Here is a 25,271-nt window from a genome sequence, read left to right as displayed (position 1 = left end):
CCGGCGGTCGTTAGCGGACGCTCAGGTTGTCCCAGTTCTGCTGGAACTGCTCGAACATCTCCTGCTTCGTGATTTTGCCGCCGATGTATCCCTGCATGGCCGCGGCGAATTCGGGCTGCATGCCGAACGGGAACCGGAACCAGTTCCAGGTCAGCGTTTTGCCCTCATCGGTGTATTTCTGCACTTCCATGCCCAGCTGTCCCAAGTCTTCATCCGTGCCTTTAATGGACTTGAAGGCCGGAATGAATTTGAACTCCTTCGTAATGTATTTCTTGCCGGTATCGGAGGTCACCAGCCAGTTCAGAAACTCCTTGGCCTCCTCCTTGACTGGCGAATCCTTATAGATGACCCAGTTGTTCGGCACGCCGACGTACAGCTTGTCCCCCAGCTGCGGATCGTCATTGATCGGCATCGGCAGGATGCCCAGGTTCAGCTTCGGATTGATGCCGTCAATCTGCACCTGAGTCCAGTTCCCCTGCTGCATCATGGCCGCTTCCCCGCTGGCGAACATCGTGACCTGGGTGTTGTAGTCCGTCGTAAGCGGGCCTGGATTACCATATTTCAACGTCAGGTCGAACAGGTTCGACCACTGCTTCACGACTTCGTTGTCCGCGAACGTTTCCGTCTTGTCATTCAGATGCTGGATAAAAGCGCCAGGATCCTTCTGGTCGGCAAAAGCCACGTTGATGTTATGGTTGCCGAGCACGAAGTTTTCCTGATACCCGTTGGCAAAGGGGGTAATGCCGGCCGCCTTCAGCTTCTTGCACGCCTCTTCAAGCTCGCTGAGCGTGGTGGGCCGCTTGGTGATGCCCGCTTTTTCAAATAAATCCTTATTGTAGATAAAACCGTACCCTTCCAGGTTCATCGGCTGCCCGTACAGCTTGCCATCCTTGGTCATCGGCTCTTTGGCGATGTCCTTCACGTCCTTGACCCAAGGCTGATCGGACAAGTCCTCCAAATATTCCTGCCACATGTCCATTTCGGCATAACCGCCGATGTTAAAGATGTCCGGCTCTTTCGAGGCCGCGAATTTGGCCCGGAGCGAGGCGCCGTAATCACTGCCCCCGCCGACGGTCTGTATATCCAGCTTGATCCCCGGGTGGGATTGCTCATACTCCGCTTTCAATTGATTTAATGCATCCGCAATTTCCACCTTGAACTGAAAAATATGAATGGTCTTGACCCCGCCGCTGCCACTTTCACTGCCGCATCCGACCAGCAGGGCGAACGAGGCCAGCAGCACACCAAGGCGGGCTCCAACGGCATAGGCCTTTTTCTTCATGCCGCATAACCTCCTTTATGGAATAGACTTGAGCTGCCGGGACAGGCGGGGTTCAGCCCTTCACCGATCCCTGGGCGATGCCTTCGATAATGTACTTCTGCATGGCCAGGAAGAAGATGACGATCGGCGTAATGCCGAGCACCAGCGCGGGCAGGGCCAGATCCCACTGCTTCGTAAACTGGCCGAAGAACGCATAGGTCGCAATCGGGATCGTCTGCCGTCCCGGGCTTTGCAGAATGAGCGACGGCATCAGGTAATCGTTCCAGATCCACAGCGCGTTCAGGATGATGACGGTGACGATGATCGGCTGCATCAAGGGCAGGACGATGCGGAAGAAAATGCCGTATGTGGAGCAGCCGTCCACCCGGCCCGCCTCCTCGATCTCCCGCGGCACCGATTTGACGAAGCCGTGGAACAAAAACACGGACAGCGGCGCGCCAAAGCCGAGGTAGCAGATGATCAGCCCGGTTCTCGTGTCCATCAGGCCGAGGGTGCTGACCACCTTCACGAGCGGGATCATGATCGATTGAAAAGGAATGACCATCGCCGCAACAAACGCGGCAAACAGCAGCCGGTTGAACATCGTATCCCTGCGCACCATCTGGTACGCCGCCATCGAGCTGATCAGCGCCAGCAGTACGTTGCTGATGACCGCGATCAGCAGGGAATTGCCGAACACTTTCGGGAAGGCGGTGATTGTCCACGCCTGTGCATAGTTATTCCACAGAAAGGCATGGGGCCAGCCCGCAGAATTGGTCAGAATGTCGCCAAAGGACTTGACCGAATTGACGAGCAGGAAGTAGAACGGCACCAGGAAGACCAGGGCCAGCAGGATCATCAGCAGCTCAAGGATCAGCCGTCTGGCGCGATACCCGCGGTTTGTGCTTGCGCTGGCGCCGGCTCTTGGGCTTGGGCCTCGGTTTGTACCTGTGTTTGCGCTTGTGTGCATCATACCTCCACCTCCTTGCGCTTCGTGGCGCGCACTTGAAGGATCGAAATCAGGGCCACGACGATAAAGAAGATGATCGCCTTCGCCGAACCCATGCCGAAGCGGCTGATGTTAAACGCCTCATTGTAAATGTTCAGCGCGACGGATTCGGTCGACTTGAAAGGACCGCCCTTGGTGAGCGACAGGTTCAGGTCAAAGAGCTTGAACGACCAGGAAATGGCGAGGAACAGACAGACCGTCACAGCCGGCATAACCAGCGGAACGGTGACCTTCCGGAGAACCTGCCCCCTCGAGGCACCGTCGATTTGAGCGGCCTCAATGAGGCTTTTCGGCACATTGTTCAGCGAGGAAATGTAAATGACCATCAAATAGCCGGCGTTCTGCCAGACAAAGACGATGACGACCGCCCAGAAGGCCGTCGCCTCGGTGCCGAGCCAGGGCAGCTTGAAGAAGGAGAGCCCGGTGGCCGCCCCGACGGAAGAAAACCCTTTCACGAAAATAAACTGCCAGATAAATCCGAGCAGCAGCCCCCCGATGACATGCGGGACAAAAAATACGGTCCGCAGCGCATTGCGTGTCAGCAGCGACCGCGTCAACACATAGGCGAGAATAAAACCGAGCACATTGGTTAGGATGACTCCAAGTACGGTAAATTTGACGGTAAACCAGAACGAATTCAGAAACGCCGGGTCTTCCGTGAAAATATGAATGTAATTGCGGAAGCCGACCCAGCCCGCATGCCTCGACACCCCGTTCCAGTCGGTAAACGAATAATATAGTCCTAAAAGAAAGGGAACGACAACAATGACGAGGAAGCACAGGGCCGACGGTCCGACAAAAATGAGCTGCTGCTGCAGCTGAGACGATTTTTTCGAGTTCATGCCCTCACTCCTTACACTTTCATGGTTTTTCATTTAATTACCTATATCGACAAGGATTGAATCTGCATCATTTTGTTCTTTTTGGGACAAATTCGGGTATATTTGTAGGGAACAGGCCGCTTTGCGGCAAGCCGTAGACATCACTTCAGGAGGCTGGTACGATGCTTAGAAGCAATCCGTATAAATGGTGGAACTGGCTCGCGTTCGTCGCCGCGATGGTGGTCAACGCGCTGGCCAATACCGCCGTGCTTGGGGGAAAAACGACAGGGGAAATATCGGACCAATATCCAACCATGATCACGCCCGCAGGGTATGCCTTTTCCATTTGGTCCTTAATTTATGTACTGCTGCTCGGTTTTCTTCTCTATCAAAGCGGACGGGTCACCGAAACCCGGGATTCGGTCCGGTCCATCGGTCCGTGGTTTATCATCTCCTGCGTGCTGAACATGGCGTGGCTAGTCTTGTGGCAGTACGAATATATCGAGCTGTCGCTCGTCGCCATGGTGCTGCTTCTGCTCTCGCTGTTTGTCATCTATCGGCGGACACGCAGGATCTATTATCCGACATCCGGAGAGATGTGGCTCATCAAGCTTCCCTTCAGCCTGTATTTCGGCTGGCTCAGCGTAGCCGTCCTTCTGAATATCGCGATTGTGCTGAAAAAGAACGATTGGACCGGCTTCGGACTGAGCGAGCTCGTATGGGCCGTGATCTTCCTGCTCGCCGGCGCGTTTATCGCCATCCTGGTCAGTTATCCCTACCGCGACAGCATTTATCCGCTGGTCTTCGTATGGGGCTATGTCGCCATTGCCCTGGAGCAGCAGGATCAAGTGGAGCGGGCATTCATGGCCGCGCTCATCCTGGCGGTCATTCTGTTCGTCTATGCGATCTACCTGTTTTTCGCCCGAAGCCGGGATCGGGACTAAACTTAACTCCACAAAGACAGCTTCCGCTCCGGCGTATATCAAGTAATAAGCGGGAGCCCCGAAAGCATAACAAAAAAGCCGGGCTTGGCGATGGGGCGTTCCCCCGCAAAGTCCGGCCTTTCTATATGATAAGAAATGATATGTAGCTTCGAATCTATTTCACGGCGGCAATCGTCTCGATTTCCACCAAGCCGTCCTTCGGCAAGCGTGCGACCTCAACGGCACTGCGTGCAGGGTAAGGCTGGGCGAAGAAGGAGCCATAAATCTCGTTGACCGCGGCAAAATCGTTCATGTCTTTCAGGAACACGGTCGTCTTGACCACTTGATCCAGGCTGCTCCCTGCGGCTTCGAGAATCGCCTTTACGTTGTTCAGAGCCAGGCGGGCCTGCTCCTGAACGCCGCTGCCGAACTCACCGGTCGCCGGGTCGAGCCCCAATTGTCCCGATGTGAAAATAAAGTCGCCGACCTGAATGGCCTGGCTGTAAGGTCCGATCGCTCCTGGCGCGGACTCGGTCGAAATCACCTTTTTACTCATGGAAGTCACCCTTTCGTCTTCGTACTATCCTTCTCATTGTAAACAGAGGCTGGCCAAGTTGCAATACGGCACCGCGTTGCTCCAGGCGAGCGGCTGCCCTGATGGCAAGCTGCCCTCCACTCCCCTTCTCCAACGCTGGCTCCAAGGACTGCTCGGCGTACATGATCGGCGGCTGGGACGGCTACTCCAGGCCCGGAACCGTACCGGCGCGTCCCGGAAGCAGCACCTTCTGCTCCACTTCGTCGGCGGACGGGCGGATTTCCAGAGTGGCGCATTCCTCCGATTCGTTGGCCAGCGGCAAATAGAGCGAAAAGCAGCTGCCCCTCCCCACTTTGCTCTCCAGCCGGATAAAGCCTCCCAACAGATGCGCCAGGTCCCGGCTGATCGAGAGCCCGAGGCCTGTCCCGCCGTATTTCCGGCTGATGGAGCCGTCCGCCTGGGCGAACGCTTCAAAGATCCGCCGCTGCTGCGGCGGGGAGATGCCGATACCGGTATCTTGAACGTCGAACACGATCCATGAGCCCGCATGCTTTCCCTCCGGGTTATGCTCCGCACGGATGACGAAGCTCACCCGACCCTGATGGGTAAACTTGAAAGCATTGGACAGCAAATTCCTCAAAATCTGCTGCACCCGGCTCGGATCCGTCCGGAACGTTTCCGGGAGCGAGGGATCCACCTTGATGGAGAAGCCGATGTTTTCTTTTTGGGCGACCAGTTCAAAATGCATTTGCAGCAGCTGTGGAATTTCGCTGATATTCATCTCTTCATGCATGATTTCCAGCCGTCCGGCCTCCACTTTCGACAAGTCCAGAATGTCGTTGATGATGCGCAGCAGCTCATGGCCCGACTGGTGGATAATCTCACCGTACTCGGCCATCTCCTCCTTGGTGCGGCTGTCGTCGTTGTCGCTGATCAGCTCGGCAAAATTGATGATGCTGTTCAAGGGAGTGCGCAGCTCATGGGACATGTTCGCCAGAAACTCCGTTTTGTAGCGCGAGGACCTCGCCAGCTCTTTGGCCCGTTCCTCCAGCACGCGCTTGGCCTGATGCAGCTTTTCGGCCTGGGCCGATAGCAAAACGTTGCTTTGTTTGAGCTGGATCGTGCGGGCTGCTTCTAGCTGAAAGTCACGGAGGATCAAAGAAAAGACCAGACTCAGCAAGAGGGTAAGCGGAAGCGTGGCCGGCATAATCGTTTCAAAGTAATGAGCGGCAGGAATCACCCCGAGAAATGCAATATCGATACAGTTCAGTACGTTCAGCACTAAAATGGCCAGGAATCCGCGGGCGACAAGTCCGTATCCCTTATGTTTCATCCAAATGTTGAGCAGGGCCGCCGCAGCGCCCAAAATGCACAGATTAAACAATCCGGCGACCGAGGCCTCGTTCACGCCGAACGTGAGGCGCGCGAGTCCGATGCCGATACCGATGATGACCAGCGTCAATGGCTCTGCGTAAGCAACCGTCGCAATGATGAGGGGTATAATCCGGAGATCGAAAATCACATTTCCGCTAAGCTTGTATCCGAAAACCATGCTCAGCCATCCGCAAAAGATGATCAGCAGCACCGAGCAGGTGTATTTTACATGTTTAGGGGCACGGGCAAATCCATATTTGTAGACCAGGTTGGCCAAGTAGGCAGCCGCTATGAGCAGGGCTGTGTTACCAAGAAATATTTTGCAAAAATCCATGTACTCACTCCTGAAGACGGATATTAGCCGTGCTCTCTTATCATATCATGGCAGATCCATATATCCAGAATTTATAAATGGGGCCCCTTCTTGCGGGGCAATCGGTCAGATCGTTGATGTCAGGCATGGAGGATGCTGTGCTTGAGGTCATCCAGGTGGGCAGCAGCACACGCTTGGGTTATGTAGGTGAGTGGCGGTAAAACTTTTACCCGAAAGAAGCGCAGCGTTCCCCGATAGCCGGAGATCCGCTGCGCCTTTTGGTATTCCCGCATGCCATCTGCAGGACGAAGAGTACTACAGCTGACGCGAACGCGTCCAGTCATGGTACTCTTTTTCCGCGGCATCCTTGGTATGGCCATAGCGTTCCTGAAGCTTGCCGATCAGCTTGTCCTTTTCGCCGTCGATTTTATCCAAATCGTCATCCGTCAGCTCGCCCCACTGCTTTTTGGCCTCGCCTTTCAGTTGATTCCATTTTCCTTTGAATACGTTATGATCCATGAGGATCAGCTCCTCTCGGTATAAGTTGTTGTCCGGCGGAACCTATCCGCTCCGCCTGTAGTTCACTATTACCCGCAGGAAGGCGGGCTGAATCCGGAAGCCGCCCGCAACGCTACCCCCAGTTTTCATAGCCAAAGACCGATGTGAAAAAGATTTGAACCAAAATGTTGATCTCCTATTGCACTAAGTGTATTAAGTGATATAATACACTTAAATCACATAAGTGACCTGAACGTTAGCGCTTATGCCGAGAAGGAAGGCTGTGCTTCCAGACCAGCAGAGCTTTTAGGAGGGAAGGCCATGGAAGACCAACAGGTTGGCCCGCTGCGGTTCCACATCGACTTCAGCCAACCTTTATATGAACAAATTCTGGATCAGGTGCGCAGCGCCATTGCCAAAGGAGAGATTGGATTGGGAGACAAGATGCCTTCTGTACGCGAGCTGGCTCAAGAGCTTCGGGTGAACCCAAACACCGTCATGCGGGCTTATCAGGAGCTTGAACGAGACGGACTTACCGAGAAACGGCGGGGTCAAGGAACCTTCGTCACCTCTTCCCCGGAGCATGTCCGGTCGTTCCGAACGGCGCTCGCTGCCAAGTATATAGACAGCTTTATGGACCAAATGGAAAGCCTCGGACTAACCTGGAACGATATCCAGTCCTATATTGAACAAAAATACGACGCGGAAGAAGGAGGAACAACGCGATGACGGCACCGATCCTGCGATGCGAACAAGTAAGCAAGGCTTATGGGAAGAAGCAGGCGCTAAACGGGCTGAACATCACCGTTCCCGAAGGACGGATCACCGGTGTTTTGGGCCCGAATGGCTGCGGCAAATCCACGTTATTCCGGATGCTTACCGGCCTCGTCCGGCCAGACCGGGGCACCGTGGAAGTGCTCCGCTCGAAGCCCGGCTGGGAAACCAACCGCCACATCGCCTACCTCCCCGACCGGGCCCGCTGGTATCCGAACCATACGGTGCGGCAGGCTTTCGAATGGGGCCAATCCTTCCTGTCCGGCTTTTCGATGGAACAGGCCATCCGGCTGGCGGACTACATGGATGTTGAACTGGATGCGAGAATCGGCGGAATGAGCAGGGGTCAGGAGGCCCGCGTCATGCTGATTCTGTGCCTTGCCCGGGAAGTCTCCCTCATTATTCTCGACGAGCCTTTTACCGGCATCGACGTCATGTCGCGGGAGGCGATCGTAGCCGGCATCATTGACTACCTCGAGGACAGCGGGCAGTCCATCCTGATCAGCACCCACGATATTCAGGAGGTTGAAGGGTTGTTCGATTATACAGTCATGATGAAGCAGGGTCAGGCAATCTGGTCCGGCGACACTGAAAGCTTGAGGGCGGAATACGGTTCACTGCGCGATGTATTCCGTAAAATGTACGCAAAGGAGTGGCAGCATTGATGTCATCAGGCACGTTTATGGATCTCGTCCAGCATGAGTTTATGGTGCGGGGCAGCTGGAGAAAATTGAACCGCGTCCGATTATCCAGAAGCTGGTGTACCGCTTATTTCCTGATTGTTGCCGCGGCGGTGGTCATCGTCACCACCTATCTGGCGGCGCGCAACGACCTGGAGCTGAGCAGCTTCTGGTATATGACGCTGGCGTTCCCTTATTGGATCTTCTTCCTGGGATACGGCGCCATTAAAAGGGAATGGTCCAACGATACGTACGGCTGGTGGCTGACGCTTCCGATCCCGAGATTCCGTCTCATTGCCGCCAAATGGCTCGGTAACTGCCTGAAGGTATGGGCCGCAATGATCGCCATTTATATCGCCTTCTCGGCGTACGTGCTCGTCCTGGCCGGGGCGATCGATCATTACACTTACGACATGGCCGTCTCCTTTATGATTACAGGCATTAACTGGCTGACCGTCGTCGCCGGCCTGACTCCATTCATTATAGCCGCAGGCATGCTGACCATTTGCGTCATGTACAGCACCGCCAAGCCGCTGACGCCGCTGCTCTGGATTCTATTTATGGGAGGATTCAGCATCGTATACTCCAATTTGAACGAGTATTTGCTGCCTGAAAGCCGGCTGGACACCGCAGGGCCAGCCACGTTTTTCCCCTATCCTTGGGAGCTTCCGGCAATTATCATCGGCAGCTGGGCGGTAGCCTATGCCCTGATCCGGGCGGTGACTTACGTCATGGATAAAAAGCTGGATCTGTAACGAGCTCAAACGTTCTCTTCTATAAACTTAACGGGATATTCAACGTGGGCCGCCGGAAGCCTTTCATTCATCCACGCGAGCCGGCACTGCCGGCGGCCCATCATTTTGCAACCATGCCGCTTCACAAAACTTAGGCTTATGCTTCCGATGCTAGTTTTGCTGCGACGATTTTACTTTGAAGGTTTGCTTCACAAAACTTTTAGGAGGTTGTCCCTATGATTCAAACGACGACTCACAACACCGCCGAATCTAATCAAACTTCTTATAACAACGAATATATGCTAGTAGTTTCCCAGCTCCGCAAATCCTATCCGAAAAAACAAGCGCTCCAGGACGTGAGCTTTTCTCTGAAAGCCGGCACCTCATTTGGCTTCCTCGGACCGAATGGTGCGGGAAAGTCCACCACGATGAAAATTTTGACCGGCATCGTCCAGGCCGACAGCGGCTCCGTCCGGCTGCTCGGCAAGGAGGCCACCAAAAATCCGGACGCCGTATCGAAATATATAGGCTACGTGCCGCAGGAAATAACGCTGTACGATAAGCTGTCCGCCTACGACAATCTGGAGTTTTTCGGTGAGGCTTACGGCGTTCGGGGCAAAATGCTGAAGCAGCGCATTCACGAGGTGCTGACCCAGACCGGTCTGCTGGACCGGGCCAAAGAAGAAGTCGGCACGTTCTCGGGGGGGATGAAGCGCCGAATTAACATCGCCGCCGCGCTCCTCCACCGCCCCAAACTGCTGATTCTCGACGAGCCGACGGTAGGGATCGATCCGCAGTCGCGGAACCACATCTTCGAAATGATTCGCGACCTGAACCGGGAAGGCGTGACGATCATCTACTCCACCCACTACATGGAGGAAGTCGAAGCGCTGTGCGATGAAGTGGCCATTATGGATCAGGGAACGATTAAGGCGATGGGTCCGCTCGGGGAGCTGCTGGAGAATTACGGACAGAAGGCCATTTACGTGGAAATCGCGGGGGTCCATCACCTGCCGGAAGACCCGGATGTAACCGCGGTCCGTAAAGAAGGCTCCGGATATGTGCTGGAAACGGAAAATCTGCACGGTGTGATGCAGCGCCTGCTTCGCCTCGCATCCCAACACAGCTGGGACGTGAAGCAGTTGGAAATCGTCCGTCCCTCGCTGGAGAACGTATTCCTGCGGGTAACCGGTACCGCACTTCGGGACTGATTCTTTCACGAGCGACCCTCTCACTTATTAAGCTGATAAATAGTTCTTCCTGTGAAATAAATACGCAAAGGAGCCAATACCATGAGAGCCATGATGATCAAAGAATTGCGGCTGATCCGCAAAGACCGCAAAAGCTTCTTCTTCCTGCTGCTAATGCCGATCCTGTTCATCGCTATGTTCGGTACGATCTTCAACAGCGCCGGAGGCGACAGTTCCTCCGTATCCATCCGCACGATCGACCAGGATCAATCCGCCGCGTCCCAGGCCTTTGTGAAGCAAATGCAGGGGATTATGGACGTGAAGCTGGAGTCGGCATCCAGCCTGAATGACCAGGTCGACAGAATGAAGCAGGGCCAGTTCTCGGCCATGCTCGTCATTCCCGCCGGATTCGAGAAGGCCATGAAGGAAGGCAGTCCTGCGGATATCCAGCTGTACCAGGACCCCACCGCACAGACTGAGCTTGCGCCGATTCAGGCGATTCTCAGCAGCATTTCCAGCCAATACCGCGAGCAGAAGCTGACCGATGTCCTGCTGGCTAAGGGAGATTCCAAGGAGCAGGCAGAGCAGGCGCTGGCCTCCCCGATCCGGATTAAAGATGTGGCGACGACGTCCGACCATATCAGCTATATGGACTCCATGGTCCCCAGCATGACGGTCATGTTCGTTTTCTACATTATGATTACGATGGCCCGCCGCTTCTTTGACGAAAAGAAGACCGGACTTCTGTCCCGCATTCGCAGCACGCGCGTGAAGCCGCTGCAGTACCTGGTCGGGATGTGGGTGCCCTTCATACTGACGGTTATCGCCCAATGCGTCGTCCTGTTCGCCTTCGGCCACTTCGTCTATGACGTGAAGCTCGGCGACGTCGCCGCCCTTACCTTGGTCGTGCTCAGCCTCAGCATCTGCGGAACCGGCATCGGGCTCGGGTTATCGTTCCTGGTGCCCGGCGAGGGAGCCGCCATGGTCATCACCCAGGTCATTGCCATGGGCGGTGCCATGCTGGGCGGCCTGTGGGTGCCGTCCTATCTGCTTCCGCAATCCGTACAGACCATAGGGCACTTTCTGCCGCAGTACTGGGCGCTGCACTCGCTGCAGAACATTATCGCCCATGGCGCCCACCTGGGCGACGTTGCCGGACCTGCCCTCATTCTCCTGACGTTCGGAGCCGCCGGCCTCCTGGTTGCGTTCTTCCGTCTGCCAGGGTTCCTGCGCTCGGCTGCAAACTGATTCTTTATCCACGTTCAAAACAACGGTAAAAAACCTCCCGGCCTGGAAGTCTTCCTTCTCGGCCGGGAGGTTTTCTTGCTCTCCGATCTCAGGTCATCGCTTATGTATCGTCGCCTGCCGCCTTTCCCATCCTCTGGTTTCGCATATAGTCGACAAAAATGCGGGCGTATTCCGGATCCCACTGCGTCCCTCTGCCCTCTTCGAGAATGGACAGCGCCTTGGTGACGTCCATTCCTTTACGGTAAGGACGATCCGAAGTCATCGCATCAAAGGCGTCGGCTACGGCGATAATTCTCCCGAGCAGCGGGATATCCTCTCCGGCCAGTCCGTCCGGATACCCTTTCCCGTCATATCGCTCATGATGGGACCGTACGCCGGGAAGGAGCGGCGCCATGGCGTCCTTAGGCTCGATCTGCTTCAGAATCGTCTCGCCAAGCACCGGATGGGCCTTGATTTGGTCAAACTCCTCCTCCGTCAGACGCCCTTCCTTCAACAGGACGGTGTCCCGGATGCCGATTTTCCCGATGTCATGCAGCAGCGCTGACTGGCGGATCACGTTGATGTCCTCCTCCGCCATTCGGCTGAGCCGCCCGATCAGCTCCGAATATTCGGCCACCCGCAAGGAATGCCCTGCCGTATAAGCATCTCTGGCATCCAGCGCAACTGCGAGGGTCACAAAATAGCTGTCCAGCATCGCCCTGCTCTGGGCTTCACGCGACTGGAGCGCCCGGACCATCATGTTAAAGCCGGTGGCCAACCGGGAAAACTCGTCCGAATACACATTTTGGACCGTCCGCAGCCGGCCGTCCTTGACATGATTCATGGCATCGTACAGATGGGAGATCGGCCGCTCCACCTCATGGGTCAACAGCCTGGCACCCGTATACGTAAAAATGATGTCGACCAGCAAAATCAGCCCCGCCCAGCCCCAGTATCCGGTCATCTTTTCCTCGTTTAAAGTGCCCATCCGAATCTGGGCGGCCAGGGTGAACAGTAGGAGCGGTGAGGTACCGATCAGCATGGCGCTGAGCAGAAACTTCGGACGGATCGACAAAACGACATGCCCCTCCGGATTCAGTTCAATGCGGTGCGTCTCCTGGGCGAGCCGCTGAAATTCCTCCACCAGGGGCCGGACCGTCGCCGTCGTCAGGAAAAATTCGATCATCGCATGCATGCTGGCTACGAGGAAGGCGCCGACTACCGCAGCCGCAACATAAATCGGCGGGAAATGAAGAAGGCCATGATGTATCTGCCACAGTGACAAGCCGGCCGCAGGTATGGCAAGACCGAGGAAATGCGGGACCAGAATCCGGAACACCGCCAGCTGGGGCAGCTTATGTGCCTGCCGGTAGGCTGTTTCAATGATCTGTACCGTACAGGTCCGGCAGAACAGCCCTTTCCGGATCGGCTGGACGTGCCGCGTGAATACCCAGGATTCCACCGCGATCATGACCGCCATGGACCAAGCAAAGATAAACACCAACCGTTTGATCTCCTGCGGAGGAATGCTGATCGTGGTCAGAACGAGCGCGCTGCCCACGACCCATACCGCGAACAGCGATCCGAAAATATAATTCCGTACCAATTTGTTCCGAAAAGCATAATACAGGGCACCCCCCTGCAAGCGGGTAGAATCGGTATCCATAAGCCAGCCTTCCTTTTTCATCAATATAGGCCGTTCGGCGCAGCACTATTAAGAATATCGGTTATTTCATCCCGAAATGTGACATAGACTTGCGACAAAAAGCAACTTTTATCACAAATTCCTTTATCATGAAACGTTGATTTTGCACATTTATACAAGGCTGGCATTTGATATATTTCCCTATTGCATTTATAAATATCATATGATATATTATTAAGAGTATAACTTCATTTAACCCTTTTCGTTCCCCGCAAGAAAGAATAAATCTTCAACCTCGAAGACTTAATTTCCTATTTTGAAATAACCCAATGCGAAGTATGAGATTTAAGATGTCATTTCTGATTCACGCTGGCGCGGTCATCGGAGCCGCAAGGACAAAAGAGAGGCAGGGCTTTTGTTGTTTTGGAAGTCATTATTCTGTTAACGAACTAGAACAAGGAACCAGACTGCAGCCTTGAACGGCTGTCAGGGGTTAAATATATGAGGCGGCCGCAGCGCCGCCAAAGCCAAACCCCCCGGGCGAATGCCCGGGGGGTTATCCATATTATCCAGTGTATTTACAGCCTTCAGCCTTCGGCCACTTACTTCCCCCGCCGGAGGCTCAGCCGGCTTTGCTGTATCCGCGGAGCGACTCCGCATGCTTCATCGATTCAATGAGCGCAATCGGGTTATTGTCCTTACCGCCCACGTTGACCCGGTATCCCATGTACTGCCCGGGACCATCGATTCCCGGTTTAACGGTAAAGACTACCTGAATGCCGAGATTCCGGCAGATACCCAGCACCCGTTGCGTATAGCCGCCGTAAGGAAAGGCGAGAATGTCGCGGCGGTTACCGATTTCATTCCGGAGGATGTGATCCGCCCGGGTTAAATCGCCCTTCACCCGCCGGATATACTCCTGCTCCGTCTCCACGTGCCCGGTGGTTTTATTGTGTTCGGGACCCATCAGCATCGGCTCCAGCCTGTCCTGGTTTTTTCCTTCGGGTCGAACATAAGCGTAAGCATGCGAATCAAACGTATGGCTGTAGAAGTCGATGCCGCTCCGGTGCATGAGCTTCACCTGGGCCCAGGTGAGTTTCGGCAGCCCGGGATGCTTCGGATTTCCCACCGTCGATACGATCAGAAAATTCGTTGCCGGCACGTGGTACTTCTTCAGGATCGGGAACACATTTTTATAAAACGTCTCGTAGCCGTCATCGAACGTCATCAGCACGGCGTTGTCCGGAACCGGCTGATGCCGGGTGACGAAGTCGGCGTAATGCTCCATCGTAATCCAATGGAATCCGTTCGCCTTCATGGCCTGAAGCTGCTCCTCGAATACAGCGGTATCCAGACTCTTATCATTGATCGGATGCGGGGAGACGTCATGGTACATCAGGGTGATGACTTTGTTTTTATAATACACCGCACCTGGCGTCGGCCTGGTGGAAATAAAGCTGTAAGCCGGAACCCCGCCCTCTTCCTTTTTGACGTGAGGCCTTCCGGGATAACGAACCAGATGATACACATAGGGACCCTGCCTCCAGACGAAAAATGCCGCGAACAGCACAAGCGCGGAAAAGGTGCAGTAGAGGACAATTTTTTTTCTCAGCATCACGTTCCAATCCCCTTCGTTCCATAAATTCACTTGCAGAGGGATGCATTCCCCGCACTATAAACATACTCTGGAAACAAGGAGTGATGCAAATGCCAAAATACCGGATCATCGTCGACCTGTCGGACCGCACTTTATACTTGCTGGACGGCGACCAGACGGTCAAATCCTATCCCGTAGGCATCGGAAAAATGTTGACGAAAACCCCGACCGGGGAGTTTACGATCGTCAATAAGCAGGAAAATCCGGGCGGACCGTTCGGCGTGCTGTGGATGGGCCTTTCCAAGCCCCATTACGGCATTCATGGAACCAACGATCCCGCCTCCATCGGACGGGAGGTCTCCCACGGCTGCATCCGGATGTACAATGAGGATGTGCTGGATTTGTCTTCCTACGTTCCCGTGAATACAAGGGTGACCATCCGGCCGTAATGGCTGTAAGTGCGTCAGCCTTGATCCGAAGCGACCTTGATTCCCTTCTCTTTGCGGTACTGGATCACCAGCTGCCGCCAGAAATCATAACTTCCTGTTTCATCTGCAATATAAGGCTTGTAATAGTGGTAAGCCACCTTTGCCCAATCCGGGCAGGGCATGCTTAACAACGCCTGCTGCTGCTTGATCCATTCCGCCTGCTTCGCAACCGTGTTCTGCAGCTCACTGAACGCCGCCTTTTCCTCAGGGGTCATACGCTCCCCCTCCTTCCAGGCATCGTATTGGTCCAGGTTATACTGGTCAATTATCCGGATCAGCTTATCCGCGTACTCCGGGTCCGTGGCATAACCGGCGGCACCGATGGCGGCGGCGGCCGATCGCCCGTCCGTGCGGAGTGCGCCCGCATATTTGTCACGGTCCCAGGACACGCCGTTCACCAGCAGCCTCGAGTGGTCGGCCACCGATTCGGTCCAGCTGTTATACGCGCGGAAGTCGGCGGTCACCTGGCCGGCTACGCCTCGAACGTACTCGGTAGTCTGCAGGCGCATGCTCCCTGCGGTGCCCTGTCCCTTAATGCCGAACAGATTGTTGGCCTTCACCGCCAGCTCGCTCGTACCCCAGGCGGACTCGAGGGCCGCCTGGGCGATCGTAAGCGATGCGGGCACGCCCGACTGCAGCTGGTCAAATTCAGCCATCGGCGCCATGATGGCGATAAAGTTTTGCTTTTTCATAGTCCTCTCTCCTAACCCTCTGGTACATACACTGCTGACCGTTTGTTAACGGCCTGGACGGCTCACGATCCCCGCTACAGAACACGTGCGTCACGTAAAAACCCCCGGACCGCTCCGATATGAACCATTTGCCTAATTCCTCACGGCTTCTTACAATAAGAACATATGTAACGCTTGGAGGGTGGATGTATGAAGCAGGCAAATGCAGATCATTTTATCATCAATCAGGAGTGGGTCACCCCGGAAATCCGTGCCGTCCAGGCCGGTCCGGAAGATGTCGAGGCCGCCAAAGGGCTGCTGCTGCGAACGGCGCAATGGCTTCAGAGCAAAGGCTCCAGGCAGTGGCATCAGCTGCTGGCCGGCGAGGACAGGCATCATATCGACGAGGCGGTCTTGCGCGGGGACGTCTTCCTGTTCAAAAAGGAGGAGCGCCTTGCGGCCATCGTCATTCTCCAGCAGCATGCGAGCGCATGGGACCACAACCTGTGGGGCGAGGAGGGGCATGATACTTCCGTCTATCTGCACCGGCTTGCCATTGACCGCGAATTCGGGGGGACGGGACTGGGCAGCGCCATTCTGCACTGGGCCTTGACCGGAATCAGGTTCCAAGGCAAAGACCGAATCCGTCTCGACTGCATCGCCGACAACCCCAGCTTGAACCGGTTGTACAGCGGAGCCGGTTTTGCGCTGAAGGGCCAGCATGAGAGCGGGTTTAATATTTATGAGAAAACGGTGCGGTGACATTCGCTTCTTATACGGACTTCTATGCAAAAAAAGCCTTCCGGCAAGCCGGAAGGCTTTTCTCATATCATAAGGCGAGGATTAATGGGACGATACCGTGGCGACGCCGATCTTGTCAATGATACGCTGGCTCTCCGGATTCAATCCCCGGACGGCAACCTTTTTGTCCAGCGCCTCATACTTGGCCAGCACCTTGGACACGGCGTTAACGCCCGACTGATCCCAAATGTGGGAGTGGGAAAAGTCAATCGCAATCTGCTCCGGGTCTTCCTGGTAATGGAAGAGATGCACAAAATGGTTCATCGTTCCGAAGAACATCTGCCCTTTGATTTCGTACACCCTTACCCCATGCTCATCGATATGGGTCTGTGCGTGAATACGCGCCATTTTCCAGCCAAAATTCAGGGCGCTCAAAATGACTCCGGTCACCACGCCAATCGCCAGATTGGACGTGGCTACCACGATCACGACGGTCACGACCATGACGATCGTGTCGCCCAGCGGCACCTTGTTCATCGTTCTTAAAGAATGCCAGTCGAACGTGCCCACGGACACCATGATCATGACGCCGACCAGCGCCGCCATCGGCACCTGTTTGACAACATCGCCGAGCACGAGAATCAGGAACAGCAGAAAGGCGCCCGCGATAAAGGTCGACAGCCGGGAGCGGCCTCCCGACTTCACATTGATGACCGTCTGGCCGATCATGGCACAGCCCGCCATCCCGCCAAAAAAGCCGGTGAGGACGTTGGCGATGCCCTGCCCCTTGATCTCGCGGTTTTTGTTGCTGCCCGTATCGGTCAGCTCATCAACCAGGTTGGCGGTCAATAGCGTCTCGGTCATGCCGACGACGGCGAGCGCAAGCGCATAAGGCAAAATCGTCAGGAACATATGAAACGACAAGGGAACTGACGGAACATGGAATGCGGGAAGCGACTGTGTAATGGTACCCATATCGCCTACCGTACGGACATCCGCATGCGTCAGCACCGAAATGATGGTCATAACGATAATGGCCACAAGCGCCGAAGGAACCGCTTTGGTGAGCAGCGGGAACAGGTATATGATCAGCAGCGTTCCGGCGACCATCAGGTACATGATCCAGGTAGCCCCCTCAAAATTCGGCAGCTGCGCCATAAAAATGACGATCGCCAGCGCGTTGACGAAGCCGACGATGACCGATTGCGGGATAAATGTGATGAAGCGCCCGAATTTCAGGGTCCCCATGATCCACTGCAAAATACCAGTCAGCACCGTGGTCGCAAACAAATACTCGATTCCGTACTTGGCGACAATCGGTCCCATCAAAGATGCCATAGCACCGGTGGCCGCCGAAATCATCCCCGGGCGTCCGCCGAAAAACGAAATGCTGACGGCAATCACAAAGGATGCGTAAAGACCGACCATCGGATCCACTCCGGCCATAATGGAGAACGCGATGGCTTCGGGAATAAGCGCGAAGGCAACGGTTAGACCGGATAAAATATCCTTTCTGACATTGCTAAAGAAGCCTTGTTTGATCCAATTCAAAAACAAAGAAATAATCCCTCCTGTGGTTATAAAGTTGTATCGATATAGATTGAACTTTAGTCCATTCTATATAGCTAATCCAATTGCTGTCCGTTCATGAAAAGTTGCTAGGTATTCAAGCAGGCTCCCCACTCTCAGGTTCGCCGGGTCCGATGATTCACTGTTTTTCATTATAGCGTTATAACCCCCTGAACCCAAAACCCCATGTATGCGCTATCTTCCCCTGTATTCTCCCCCGTTCTTCCATTTTCTCGCCTATAATTTCTTTTTCAAGTCATATGTATATACTGCAGTATCCGCCCTTCTTATGAAATAACGAAAGCCCCCGCCGGGGCAGGAGCTTCGTTCCCCAAGGACCGTTAGGGTCCATGGATTAGTAGATAAAGGATTTGGTAATGATGACGAGCAGAATAAACAGAACCAGGATGGCTCCCGTTGAGGTAAATGGGTTTCCTACACCACTCATGCCTTCTCCCCCTCTCTCCTGTTTATACTCTATCGTATGCCGTGTTAAGTGATCCCGTTTGGACAAATATCATTCAAGTCCATTTGCCCTATGAAATACGCGCGATGTTCTCTAGATTAAAGGGAGCTCGCCGCCATAACTCTATCGGGTTTAACCATGATATAGGGAATACCTATAACTATAATACGGTTTATATATTTCCATAATGAGCGGACTGCCGCTACAATGAAGTCAATTCCAACGATTCCAATTCACGGGTAAAGGAGAATGGTGATGGACAGATCTGTGATCAAGCTTTTTGACGCCAATGCAAAGGATTACGACCGGCAGCGGAGGGGACTGATTCCCTGCTTCGACGACTTTTACGGGATGGCCCTGTCTCTGGTGGAGTGCGGAAGTTCTTCTTCATGTATTTTGGATCTGGGGGCCGGAACAGGCCTGTTCTCCAGCATGGTACTGCTCAAATACCCTGAAGCCCGGCTTACGCTGATGGATTTAAGCGACAGCATGCTGCAGGAGGCCCGCCGGCGGTTCCACGAGGCACCGAACGTTGATTATATTACCGGGGATTACAGCAGCTATCCGTTTACGCAAACTTACGATGCCGTCGTCTCTTCCCTGTCCATTCATCACTTGTCCCATCCGGAAAAAAGGCAGCTGTTCACCACGATCCATCGGCTGCTGAATGAAGGCGGCATCTTCGTCAATGCCGATCAGGTAAAGGGCCATACCGATCAGGCGGACGTATATTACCGGAGACGCTGGCTGGAAGAAATCAGGGCAAGCGGTTTGCAGGAAGAAGCCATTCAGGCGTCGATTGAACGCAGAAGCCTGGATATTAACGCTACCGCCGCCGACCAGATCCAGTGGATGGAAGAGGCAGGCTTTGAAGATGTGGACTGTATGTACAAGTATTTGGACTTCGCGGTGTTTTACGGAAAAAAATCAGGGCGGACTTCCTAGTCCCCCTGATTTTTCTGTTTGCCGGAAGCACCGTATCATTCTGAGAGCTTCTGGCGGAAGCCGTCTATCAGGACGTCCAGCCCGAATTCAAATTCCTCCTGCCATCCGGTACCGGTCGTATGGGAAGCCAGCCGGATCATATTCGGAAACTGCTCCCTTGGTAAACTGCGAAAAAACCGGGCGTACTCCTCGCTGAACTGGGCCTGGGCTTCCTCGCCGGCCGGCCATCCCTTTCAGCCGCACCTCTTCGGCCACAAAGCCGAGCACATGGTTCTTCACCATGGACGCCATCCACGGGATGTGACCGTCTGCAAATCCGGCCGATGCAAAGATTTGGTACCGTCTTTCAATCTGCAGCAGCCGGTGGTACCCCATGGCGATGCCGCCATTGAACAGGTCGACCTCATCACGGTAGCGGTGCAGTACACGCCGGAACGCATGCCCCACTGCACCAGCTGTTCCTGCCAAGGCAGGTCCGGGTCCGGCCTGTCCATTTCTTCGCTTATTTTATCCCCAACGAGCTGAAGCAGCTGTTCTTTATCCTTCACATGATAATACAGGGAGGCGGTCTTCAAGAGTATGCGGCGGAACTCAGCGGCATGTTTGCAGAATTCGGCGACCGTGCATACGGCATCTACATTCAACAGCTGATGGGTCCGATCTGCGAGGAGATTCGGAAGTCGGGATACGAGGTCCCCGCCGGATTCCGCTTGTCGGAGTCGGTAGAGAACTGGGGCCCGCCCGAGGAGCGCGAGCAATGCGTATGGTTTTTGGTCAGAGACGACACCGGCAATCCGTGCGGCACGGCAGTGCTGCAAATTTTCCATTCTCACGCCAAGTTTCATCTCCCCCATCCGCCCCGCTTTTTGGGTTTGGAGGAAACGGAGCCGGAGGCTATTCTCCAAGCGCTGTGCACCACAGGCGTCCGCCTGAGCGGGCTGCCCCAGCGTTACCGTCATTCCGCCGGCGCTGAACCGCCGGAATGGGAATACGGGACGGACGCAGGGCTGCTTGAATACGTGCAATCATACCGCGGCCACACGGCGGTGGATTTTAATTATGCGCTGTCCTCGTGGGGGCGCCACGGCTGGGAGCTTGTACAGATCGTTCCGCATCAGGACCGCCTGACCGGATTTTTCAAGCGTCCGGTGGACCGCGCCGGCGAAGGGCAATAACAGCAAAAAACACCCCCGGCGCTTGTTGTGAACAAGCATCTGGAAGTGTTCGTTTAAGGGCGGTGTGGGATACGCGTTACACCGCGGGCTGCCGCTGCTGCTTTACCGCATCGATCGTCGCATGGATGATGACGCGCAGCGCCCGCAGCATCGTTTCCTGCGGCAGCGAAGGCAGGCCCGGCTTCTGCAGCGCCATTCCCGTAGAGGCCGGAAAATGGACAAAACCCGCCAGCGTGGGCAGTTTCTGCTCACGGATATAATCCAGCACGGCATACATCGTGTTGTTGCAAATAAACGTGCCGGCCGACTCGGACACGGCAGCCGGAATCCCCTCCGCATTCATCCGGTTCACCGCTTCACGGATCGGCAGCCGCGAGAACAATCCGTCCGGTCCTGCCGGATTAATGGGCAGATCCTGCGGTCTCTCCCCTTTGTTGTCGGCGTACGCCGCTTCCGGCGCAACGTCCTTGACGTTCACGGCGATCCGCTCCGGTGTTACCGCCGTCCGGCCAGCGGCCAGGCCGCAGCAGATCACGGCGTCCGGCTGAAATTCACGCACCGCCTCAAGGAGCTTTTCGGCGCATTCGTCATAGTGAACAGGAAGCAGAATCGTCCGGACCTCGGCCTCCGTAAACGTCTCCTCCCGGATCTCGCGCACGAGCTGCTCCGTCGGATTGACCGCATTTCCGCCAAAGGGCTCAAAACCTGATACCAGTATTTTCATGAAGCTTCTCCTTCCGGCAAGTCTTTCCTTCCATCATATCAAACGAAGTGGATCGATCCTATCCAAAATCGCGCCGCCAAATGGCGGAGCAGCTTTCACACGGATTCAGTTCCAATGCGGGACACCGGAGTTTGGCAAAAAAACACCCTGCCCGGCAGCTGACAGCCGCACAGCAGGGTTCCCGTCTACAAATTATACCCGCCGCTGTTCGGCTTGGTCGGGTTGGAGATAATCCCCAGCGTCGCCAAGATTCCGAGCACCAGGTCCGCGGCCGCCACGAGCTCCTGCCGCTTCATATCCGACAGTTCAAACGCGCCTGTGAGATGGCCGATCAGCTGCACAAGCAGAAGCACCTGTGAGACCATACTGATCCAGAGCGCATAATTGCGAAACCGTTTCTTCTTAAGCATCATATGACCTCCTTTAAGGTCATATATATTCATCCGCCCTGTCAAACTTGTCCGAAATTTTCCCGGGATGGACGAAGGATGCCGTCGATTTTAGAGGAGCCCTGAGTCCAGAGCCTCCAGAAACGTTTCTTCGGACATTACCCGGATGCCCTCCCGTTCCAGCAGGGCGGTCGTCACTCCGCTGCCGGCAGCCTTCTCATTGGCGAAGGAACCGTTATAAATCATGGCGCTTCCGCAGGAGGGGCTGTACTCCTTGAGCACCACCATGGACGCACCGACTTCACGGGCTTTCTCCAGCGTCCGGTGAGCCCCCTGAATATACATGCCGCTGACGTCCCGGCCCGATTTCTCAACAACCCTGGCCCGGCCCTCCAGCACGTCTCTCCCATCACCGCCTAAGATCTCCGCAGGCTCTCTCGGAGTGACAAATCCCCCCAGCAATTCAGGACAAACCGTCACCGCCAGGTTTTGCGCCACCATCTGCTGAATTACGTCATTCAGGCTGTCCGTTCCGTTATAGCGGACCTTCAGTCCGGCCAGACAAGAGCTGACCACAATCACACCGTTCACCTCCTGAACTGTTAATCCGGTTCACGTAAACTATTTATTTGTTCCACGTAAACTATTTATACCTTTAATGAAAGTATACTTCATATGCCAGCTGCCGGGGAGGCCCGGCTTCGCGGTATCCGTTTTGGCCGAAAAACGCGGAAAGCCCGGGACTAAGCTCCCGGACTTTCCGCGATATCTCTTTTTCCCCTTGCCAGGTATTGCAGATGTTACATGCTTAACGCCTTTTTCGCATTTTCCATATCATTGGCCAAGAGCCGCTCCAGGTCGTAAGCGGGATACATCGAACGCTCCTCCATAAAATCAAAAACCTTGGCATGGAGTTTGATCGCATTGTTCAGATGCTTAACGAAAACTTCCCTTAAGGCCGGCGTTGCCGTTTCCGTAATCGCAAGGGCGTAGTTGCGAACCCAACCTTTGGCCTTGCCCAGCAGATGACCGGCATAAAAGCCCGTCATGTCTGCGGCTTCGGCTTTGCCGCCTCTCGCTGCCGGGACGGGTGCTTGCGGGTAAAACTGCAGCAGGTCCTTTATGTTTTGCTCCAGGCCCATGATAGCCTCTTTATACAGGGCATGAAGCTGCGGATCAGTCACCTTGCCGATGTCCATTTTCAGGCAAATCAGGTCGTTGGACTGTCCTGCAACCAGCTCATGCATTTCCAATGTTTCGTGCCACGCTAAGTGTTTCACTTGGGCTTTCTTTCCAGAAGACAATGCAATCCCTCCAATCGATGATGGGATAGCATATGCCCAGGGCGCCCAGTGGGGAAGATGTCTTGCCAAAAAAATTAGGCGCGCTCCCTTTTCCCCTTCTGCCGTCCCTTCTTCCCTCGGACCGAAGCCAGCGTCGCCTGTTCCGGCAGGCGCAGCAGCCCGGACTTGGACACCCCGATCCGCTGCGACACGTAGATGCCGGTATGCCCGGAAAAATAATAGCTGACGACACAGGCGATGAACATGTACACCAGGTTCCCCGAGCCGAACAGCTCGATCCCCATGATAAAACAGGCAATCGGGGTATTGGTCGCGCCGCTGAACACCGCGATAAATCCGAGGGCTGCCATAAACGGCACCGCTAGATGCAGCAGGCCCGCCAGCGTGCTGCCCAGCGTTGCGCCGATGACGAACAGCGGAGTCACCTCACCGCCTTGGAATCCGGCCCCCAGCGTAATCGAGGTGAACACGGTTTTCCAGAGAAACGCCAGCTTTGGCGCCGTCCCTTCAAAAGCATCGCTGATGAGCGGAAGCCCAAGCCCGAGGTATTCCCTTGTGCCGAACGTGTAGACGATGACAATCAGGATGCAGCCCCCGGCAAAGCTCTTGACCGCCGGATTCCGGAACCATCCGGTGAACCGCGCCTTCAGCCAATGGGTCAGCTCGCTGAATAAAATGCTGGCCAGACCGAACACCATCGACGCGAGCACGACCTTCAGCACCGTGATCAGCGTAATCGCCGGGATCGCGTTCACAGAATAATGAATATGATGAATCCCCCACGCCTTCGTGGTCAGGTCACCGATAAAGCTCGCCACAAAACAGGCAAACAGCGCTTCGTAACGGATCATCCCCACTGCGAGCACCTCCAGCCCGAAGACGGTTCCAGCGAGCGGCGTCCCAAAGACCGAGCCAAAGCCGCTGCTGATGCCGCACATTAGAATAATGGGCCGGTCGGCGGGGCTCAGTCGAAGCCTCTTGCCAATCCATTCCGACAAGCTTCCGCCCATCTGCACCGCCGTACCTTCCCGTCCGGCCGAGCCGCCGAACCAATGGGTCAGGATCGTTCCGAACAGGACGAGCGGGGCCATGCGCAGCGGAATGGCTCCGCCGCCGTCATGAATCTGTTCCAGAATCAGGTTATTTCCCTTGGATGCGTCCTTTCCGTACTTCCAGTACAAATAGCTCACCAAAGCCCCTCCAAATGGAAGCAGCCACAGAAGCCACGGGTGCTGCAGCCTTTGCTCTGTAACCGCATCCAGCGCTGCCAGAAACAAGGCCGATCCGGAGCCTGTAAGGACCCCTACCAGACTTCCGATGACCGACCACTTCACGATATAGCCAAGCAGCGCGAAATGCATGAATTTGCCTGCATACACGTATAACCTGCGTTTTCCCCTCGTTATCCATTTTCCCATTACAGCGGTTTCCCCCCAGCTATGATGTACTTCCTATTATTCCTCATTCAGGGGCAAATTACCGCTCCCCTGCCTGTCCCGGTGCCGGAATGTCTGCAAAAAAATAGACTCCTACCAGTGTCTGCACTGGTAGGAGTCATTAGCTCACGGGCGGTTAAAGGCGAACTCCATCGCCTATGTTGTTACAAATCATTGTAATGAGGGAATGGCCTGAAGTCAACAGAAAATCTGAGCGCAGACATAGACGAAAAAGCACCCGTAACGCGCTTCCGCGTTACGGGTGCTGCTGCAGCGAACAAGTTTCCCTGCCGCGCCGTCCTCTTAATGAAGAGGTTCGGAAATTTGACTGAGTGCATCACCGGCTTCGTTGATGTGGATGTTCATCGTTGCCAGGTCGCCAATTGCACAAATCCCCACCATTTCTCCGTTCTCTACAACCGGAATGCGGCGGATTTGATGGTCGGCCATCAATTTCGCGCACTCATGGGCATCGGTGTCCGGCGAGCACGAGATGACATTGCTTGTCATGCAGTCATGGCAGTGTACGCTGCCCGGGTCTTTACCTGCGGCTACGCAGTTCAGCACGATATCGCGGTCGGTAATCATACCCACCACTTTTTTGCCTTCGCAGACCGGAACCGATCCACAGTTGACATCGCGCATGATTTGCGCCGCAGCCGTGACCGAATCATGGGGTGCGCATACCTTTACGTCTTTGGTCATTACGTCGCGAACCATCGTCATTACTGTTTACCTCCTCTAGGAATGATCCCCCGTATTTTACCCAGGGGTTCCGGGAT

27 protein-coding genes, 2 pseudogenes and 1 riboswitch are annotated in these 25,271 nt (G+C 55.0%); of the genes and pseudogenes, 10 read left to right on the top strand and 19 right to left on the bottom strand.

Translation table 11 applies throughout. From position 1 onward, the window contains the following. Positions 1 to 10 precede the first annotated feature (10 nt). From FHS19_RS24480 to FHS19_RS24470, 3 genes are all read right to left on the bottom strand, one after another. Positions 11 to 1,282: an ABC transporter substrate-binding protein gene (locus FHS19_RS24480; protein WP_183584386.1), complete on the bottom strand. Its 1,272-nt coding sequence runs from the start codon at positions 1,280 to 1,282 to the stop codon at positions 11 to 13. Positions 1,283 to 1,334: 52 nt separating this feature from the next. Further along, positions 1,335 to 2,120 (bottom strand): carbohydrate ABC transporter permease, encoded by a 786-nt coding sequence (locus FHS19_RS24475; RefSeq protein WP_246426816.1) that lies wholly within the window; start codon positions 2,118 to 2,120, stop codon positions 1,335 to 1,337. Between the two features lie 110 nt (positions 2,121 to 2,230). Beyond that, the gene (locus FHS19_RS24470; RefSeq protein ID WP_183584385.1) at positions 2,231 to 3,112 is read right to left on the bottom strand and encodes a carbohydrate ABC transporter permease; all 882 of its coding nucleotides are present in this window, start codon (positions 3,110 to 3,112) and stop codon (positions 2,231 to 2,233) included. A gap of 161 nt (positions 3,113 to 3,273) precedes the next feature. Here FHS19_RS24470 and FHS19_RS24465 point away from each other — a divergent pair, with 161 nt between their 5' ends. After that, the gene (locus tag FHS19_RS24465; RefSeq protein ID WP_183584384.1) at positions 3,274 to 4,035 is read left to right on the top strand and encodes a TspO/MBR family protein; all 762 of its coding nucleotides are present in this window, start codon (positions 3,274 to 3,276) and stop codon (positions 4,033 to 4,035) included. Positions 4,036 to 4,189: 154 nt separating this feature from the next. On the opposite strand, the gene FHS19_RS24460 is transcribed toward FHS19_RS24465, so the two are convergent. The 3 genes from FHS19_RS24460 to FHS19_RS24450 all read right to left on the bottom strand — a co-directional run bounded on the left by FHS19_RS24460 (position 4,190) and on the right by FHS19_RS24450 (position 6,755). Next, entirely contained in the window at positions 4,190 to 4,570 is a 381-nt protein-coding gene (locus FHS19_RS24460) for a RidA family protein (RefSeq protein ID WP_183584383.1), read from the bottom strand. Positions 4,571 to 4,751: 181 nt separating this feature from the next. Next, complete coding sequence (locus FHS19_RS24455; RefSeq protein ID WP_183584382.1) at positions 4,752 to 6,257, bottom strand: sensor histidine kinase; 1,506 nt, start codon at positions 6,255 to 6,257, stop codon at positions 4,752 to 4,754. A 294-nt stretch (positions 6,258 to 6,551) separates the two neighbouring features. Beyond that, positions 6,552 to 6,755 (bottom strand): CsbD family protein, encoded by a 204-nt coding sequence (locus FHS19_RS24450; protein WP_105445664.1) that lies wholly within the window; start codon positions 6,753 to 6,755, stop codon positions 6,552 to 6,554. 300 nt (positions 6,756 to 7,055) lie between these two features. Between FHS19_RS24450 and FHS19_RS24445 the strand changes: the two genes are divergently transcribed. From FHS19_RS24445 to FHS19_RS24425, 5 genes are all read left to right on the top strand, one after another. Beyond that, a complete protein-coding gene (locus tag FHS19_RS24445) occupies positions 7,056 to 7,463 on the top strand; it encodes a GntR family transcriptional regulator (protein ID WP_183584381.1) in 408 nt (135 codons plus the stop codon). Continuing rightward, the gene (locus FHS19_RS24440) at positions 7,460 to 8,173 is read left to right on the top strand and encodes an ABC transporter ATP-binding protein (RefSeq protein WP_183584380.1); all 714 of its coding nucleotides are present in this window, start codon (positions 7,460 to 7,462) and stop codon (positions 8,171 to 8,173) included. Before FHS19_RS24445 ends, FHS19_RS24440 begins: the two co-directional genes overlap by 4 nt. Further along, positions 8,173 to 8,943, top strand: coding sequence for an ABC transporter permease subunit (locus tag FHS19_RS24435; RefSeq protein ID WP_183584379.1), 771 nt, complete (start codon positions 8,173 to 8,175; stop codon positions 8,941 to 8,943). The genes FHS19_RS24440 and FHS19_RS24435 overlap by 1 nt, the downstream gene beginning before the upstream one ends. Before the next feature lie 215 nt (positions 8,944 to 9,158). After that, on the top strand, positions 9,159 to 10,133 hold the full coding sequence (locus FHS19_RS24430) for an ABC transporter ATP-binding protein (RefSeq protein ID WP_246426787.1): 975 nt from the start codon (positions 9,159 to 9,161) through the stop codon (positions 10,131 to 10,133). Positions 10,134 to 10,214: 81 nt separating this feature from the next. Then, a complete protein-coding gene (locus tag FHS19_RS24425) occupies positions 10,215 to 11,360 on the top strand; it encodes an ABC transporter permease (RefSeq protein ID WP_183584378.1) in 1,146 nt (381 codons plus the stop codon). Positions 11,361 to 11,460: 100 nt separating this feature from the next. Here FHS19_RS24425 and FHS19_RS24420 read toward each other — a convergent pair whose 3' ends face one another. Both FHS19_RS24420 and FHS19_RS24415 read right to left on the bottom strand, forming a co-directional pair. Then, positions 11,461 to 13,005, bottom strand: a complete 1,545-nt coding sequence (locus tag FHS19_RS24420; protein WP_183584377.1) for an HD domain-containing phosphohydrolase — start codon at positions 13,003 to 13,005, stop codon at positions 11,461 to 11,463. A 601-nt stretch (positions 13,006 to 13,606) separates the two neighbouring features. Continuing rightward, positions 13,607 to 14,599: a polysaccharide deacetylase family protein gene (locus FHS19_RS24415; protein ID WP_183584376.1), complete on the bottom strand. Its 993-nt coding sequence runs from the start codon at positions 14,597 to 14,599 to the stop codon at positions 13,607 to 13,609. Positions 14,600 to 14,691: 92 nt separating this feature from the next. Between FHS19_RS24415 and FHS19_RS24410 the strand changes: the two genes are divergently transcribed. Beyond that, positions 14,692 to 15,030 carry a L,D-transpeptidase gene (locus FHS19_RS24410; protein ID WP_183584375.1) on the top strand — a complete coding sequence of 113 codons (339 nt, stop codon included), beginning with the start codon at positions 14,692 to 14,694 and terminating at the stop codon, positions 15,028 to 15,030. Between the two features lie 14 nt (positions 15,031 to 15,044). Here FHS19_RS24410 and FHS19_RS24405 read toward each other — a convergent pair whose 3' ends face one another. Then, the gene (locus tag FHS19_RS24405; RefSeq protein ID WP_183584374.1) at positions 15,045 to 15,761 is read right to left on the bottom strand and encodes a glycoside hydrolase family 73 protein; all 717 of its coding nucleotides are present in this window, start codon (positions 15,759 to 15,761) and stop codon (positions 15,045 to 15,047) included. A gap of 189 nt (positions 15,762 to 15,950) precedes the next feature. On the opposite strand from FHS19_RS24405, the gene FHS19_RS24400 reads away from it, so the two are divergent. Then, positions 15,951 to 16,502 (top strand): GNAT family N-acetyltransferase, encoded by a 552-nt coding sequence (locus FHS19_RS24400; protein ID WP_183584373.1) that lies wholly within the window; start codon positions 15,951 to 15,953, stop codon positions 16,500 to 16,502. An 81-nt stretch (positions 16,503 to 16,583) separates the two neighbouring features. Here FHS19_RS24400 and FHS19_RS24395 read toward each other — a convergent pair whose 3' ends face one another. Beyond that, a complete protein-coding gene (locus tag FHS19_RS24395) occupies positions 16,584 to 18,044 on the bottom strand; it encodes a SulP family inorganic anion transporter (RefSeq protein ID WP_376771967.1) in 1,461 nt (486 codons plus the stop codon). A gap of 361 nt (positions 18,045 to 18,405) precedes the next feature. Continuing rightward, positions 18,406 to 18,498, bottom strand: coding sequence for a sporulation protein YjcZ (locus FHS19_RS24390; RefSeq protein WP_084203986.1), 93 nt, complete (start codon positions 18,496 to 18,498; stop codon positions 18,406 to 18,408). A 273-nt stretch (positions 18,499 to 18,771) separates the two neighbouring features. On the opposite strand from FHS19_RS24390, the gene FHS19_RS24385 reads away from it, so the two are divergent. Further along, complete coding sequence (locus FHS19_RS24385; protein ID WP_183584371.1) at positions 18,772 to 19,461, top strand: class I SAM-dependent methyltransferase; 690 nt, start codon at positions 18,772 to 18,774, stop codon at positions 19,459 to 19,461. 35 nt (positions 19,462 to 19,496) lie between these two features. On the opposite strand, the pseudogene FHS19_RS35785 reads toward FHS19_RS24385, so the two are convergent. Both FHS19_RS35785 and FHS19_RS35780 read right to left on the bottom strand, forming a co-directional pair. Continuing rightward, positions 19,497 to 19,607: pseudogene (locus FHS19_RS35785) on the bottom strand (TetR/AcrR family transcriptional regulator); the annotation flags it as partial. A 94-nt stretch (positions 19,608 to 19,701) separates the two neighbouring features. After that, positions 19,702 to 19,908 (bottom strand): annotated as a pseudogene (locus FHS19_RS35780) (TetR/AcrR family transcriptional regulator C-terminal domain-containing protein); the annotation flags it as partial. A gap of 101 nt (positions 19,909 to 20,009) precedes the next feature. Between FHS19_RS35780 and FHS19_RS24375 the strand changes: the two are divergent. Continuing rightward, the gene (locus FHS19_RS24375; RefSeq protein WP_183584614.1) at positions 20,010 to 20,636 is read left to right on the top strand and encodes a DUF6022 family protein; all 627 of its coding nucleotides are present in this window, start codon (positions 20,010 to 20,012) and stop codon (positions 20,634 to 20,636) included. A gap of 76 nt (positions 20,637 to 20,712) precedes the next feature. On the opposite strand, the gene FHS19_RS24370 is transcribed toward FHS19_RS24375, so the two are convergent. The 6 genes from FHS19_RS24370 to FHS19_RS24345 all read right to left on the bottom strand — a co-directional run bounded on the left by FHS19_RS24370 (position 20,713) and on the right by FHS19_RS24345 (position 25,215). Then, on the bottom strand, positions 20,713 to 21,360 hold the full coding sequence (locus FHS19_RS24370; RefSeq protein ID WP_183584369.1) for a pyroglutamyl-peptidase I: 648 nt from the start codon (positions 21,358 to 21,360) through the stop codon (positions 20,713 to 20,715). Positions 21,361 to 21,545: 185 nt separating this feature from the next. Next, a complete protein-coding gene (locus tag FHS19_RS24365) occupies positions 21,546 to 21,773 on the bottom strand; it encodes a phage holin (protein WP_094599702.1) in 228 nt (75 codons plus the stop codon). A gap of 87 nt (positions 21,774 to 21,860) precedes the next feature. Continuing rightward, positions 21,861 to 22,331: a 2-thiouracil desulfurase family protein gene (locus tag FHS19_RS24360; RefSeq protein WP_183584368.1), complete on the bottom strand. Its 471-nt coding sequence runs from the start codon at positions 22,329 to 22,331 to the stop codon at positions 21,861 to 21,863. A gap of 218 nt (positions 22,332 to 22,549) precedes the next feature. Next, complete coding sequence (locus FHS19_RS24355; protein ID WP_183584594.1) at positions 22,550 to 22,996, bottom strand: spore coat protein; 447 nt, start codon at positions 22,994 to 22,996, stop codon at positions 22,550 to 22,552. Between the two features lie 131 nt (positions 22,997 to 23,127). Then, positions 23,128 to 24,471: a voltage-gated chloride channel family protein gene (locus FHS19_RS24350; RefSeq protein ID WP_204797581.1), complete on the bottom strand. Its 1,344-nt coding sequence runs from the start codon at positions 24,469 to 24,471 to the stop codon at positions 23,128 to 23,130. A gap of 123 nt (positions 24,472 to 24,594) precedes the next feature. Beyond that, positions 24,595 to 24,655: riboswitch (Fluoride riboswitch) on the bottom strand. A gap of 137 nt (positions 24,656 to 24,792) precedes the next feature. Continuing rightward, the gene (locus FHS19_RS24345) at positions 24,793 to 25,215 is read right to left on the bottom strand and encodes a CBS domain-containing protein (protein WP_183584367.1); all 423 of its coding nucleotides are present in this window, start codon (positions 25,213 to 25,215) and stop codon (positions 24,793 to 24,795) included. Between the last annotated feature and the right edge of the window lie 56 nt (positions 25,216 to 25,271).

This window comes from Paenibacillus rhizosphaerae (genome assembly GCF_014192015.1).
Taxonomy (GTDB): domain Bacteria; phylum Bacillota; class Bacilli; order Paenibacillales; family Paenibacillaceae; genus Paenibacillus_AQ; species Paenibacillus_AQ rhizosphaerae.
Note: the sequence above shows the minus strand (reverse complement) of the source record. Positions and strands in the feature narration are given on the sequence as shown.

Bases quoted from the DNA above. Each gene is read 5' to 3' on its own strand.
- FHS19_RS24370 (WP_183584369.1), bottom strand. From the start codon at position 21,360: ATGAAAATACTGGTATCAGGTTTTGAGCCCTTTGGCGGAAATGCGGTC.
- FHS19_RS24435 (WP_183584379.1), top strand. From the start codon at position 8,173: ATGTCATCAGGCACGTTTATGGATCTCGTCCAGCATGAGTTTATGGTG.
- FHS19_RS24480 (WP_183584386.1), bottom strand. From the start codon at position 1,282: ATGAAGAAAAAGGCCTATGCCGTTGGAGCCCGCCTTGGTGTGCTGCTG.
- FHS19_RS24405 (WP_183584374.1), bottom strand. From the start codon at position 15,761: ATGAAAAAGCAAAACTTTATCGCCATCATGGCGCCGATGGCTGAATTT.
- FHS19_RS24410 (WP_183584375.1), top strand. From the start codon at position 14,692: ATGCCAAAATACCGGATCATCGTCGACCTGTCGGACCGCACTTTATAC.
- FHS19_RS24460 (WP_183584383.1), bottom strand. From the start codon at position 4,570: ATGAGTAAAAAGGTGATTTCGACCGAGTCCGCGCCAGGAGCGATCGGA.
- FHS19_RS24445 (WP_183584381.1), top strand. From the start codon at position 7,056: ATGGAAGACCAACAGGTTGGCCCGCTGCGGTTCCACATCGACTTCAGC.
- FHS19_RS24450 (WP_105445664.1), bottom strand. From the start codon at position 6,755: ATGGATCATAACGTATTCAAAGGAAAATGGAATCAACTGAAAGGCGAG.
- FHS19_RS24420 (WP_183584377.1), bottom strand. From the start codon at position 13,005: ATGGATACCGATTCTACCCGCTTGCAGGGGGGTGCCCTGTATTATGCT.
- FHS19_RS24365 (WP_094599702.1), bottom strand. From the start codon at position 21,773: ATGATGCTTAAGAAGAAACGGTTTCGCAATTATGCGCTCTGGATCAGT.
- FHS19_RS24385 (WP_183584371.1), top strand. From the start codon at position 18,772: ATGGACAGATCTGTGATCAAGCTTTTTGACGCCAATGCAAAGGATTAC.
- FHS19_RS24440 (WP_183584380.1), top strand. From the start codon at position 7,460: ATGACGGCACCGATCCTGCGATGCGAACAAGTAAGCAAGGCTTATGGG.
- FHS19_RS24465 (WP_183584384.1), top strand. From the start codon at position 3,274: ATGCTTAGAAGCAATCCGTATAAATGGTGGAACTGGCTCGCGTTCGTC.
- FHS19_RS24400 (WP_183584373.1), top strand. From the start codon at position 15,951: ATGAAGCAGGCAAATGCAGATCATTTTATCATCAATCAGGAGTGGGTC.
- FHS19_RS24355 (WP_183584594.1), bottom strand. From the start codon at position 22,996: ATGCATGAGCTGGTTGCAGGACAGTCCAACGACCTGATTTGCCTGAAA.
- FHS19_RS24425 (WP_183584378.1), top strand. From the start codon at position 10,215: ATGAGAGCCATGATGATCAAAGAATTGCGGCTGATCCGCAAAGACCGC.
- FHS19_RS24345 (WP_183584367.1), bottom strand. From the start codon at position 25,215: ATGACGATGGTTCGCGACGTAATGACCAAAGACGTAAAGGTATGCGCA.
- FHS19_RS24390 (WP_084203986.1), bottom strand. From the start codon at position 18,498: ATGAGTGGTGTAGGAAACCCATTTACCTCAACGGGAGCCATCCTGGTT.
- FHS19_RS24470 (WP_183584385.1), bottom strand. From the start codon at position 3,112: ATGAACTCGAAAAAATCGTCTCAGCTGCAGCAGCAGCTCATTTTTGTC.
- FHS19_RS24455 (WP_183584382.1), bottom strand. From the start codon at position 6,257: ATGGATTTTTGCAAAATATTTCTTGGTAACACAGCCCTGCTCATAGCG.
- FHS19_RS24415 (WP_183584376.1), bottom strand. From the start codon at position 14,599: ATGCTGAGAAAAAAAATTGTCCTCTACTGCACCTTTTCCGCGCTTGTG.
- FHS19_RS24430 (WP_246426787.1), top strand. From the start codon at position 9,159: ATGATTCAAACGACGACTCACAACACCGCCGAATCTAATCAAACTTCT.
- FHS19_RS24375 (WP_183584614.1), top strand. From the start codon at position 20,010: ATGATAATACAGGGAGGCGGTCTTCAAGAGTATGCGGCGGAACTCAGC.
- FHS19_RS24475 (WP_246426816.1), bottom strand. From the start codon at position 2,120: ATGATCCTGCTGGCCCTGGTCTTCCTGGTGCCGTTCTACTTCCTGCTC.
- FHS19_RS24350 (WP_204797581.1), bottom strand. From the start codon at position 24,471: ATGGGAAAATGGATAACGAGGGGAAAACGCAGGTTATACGTGTATGCA.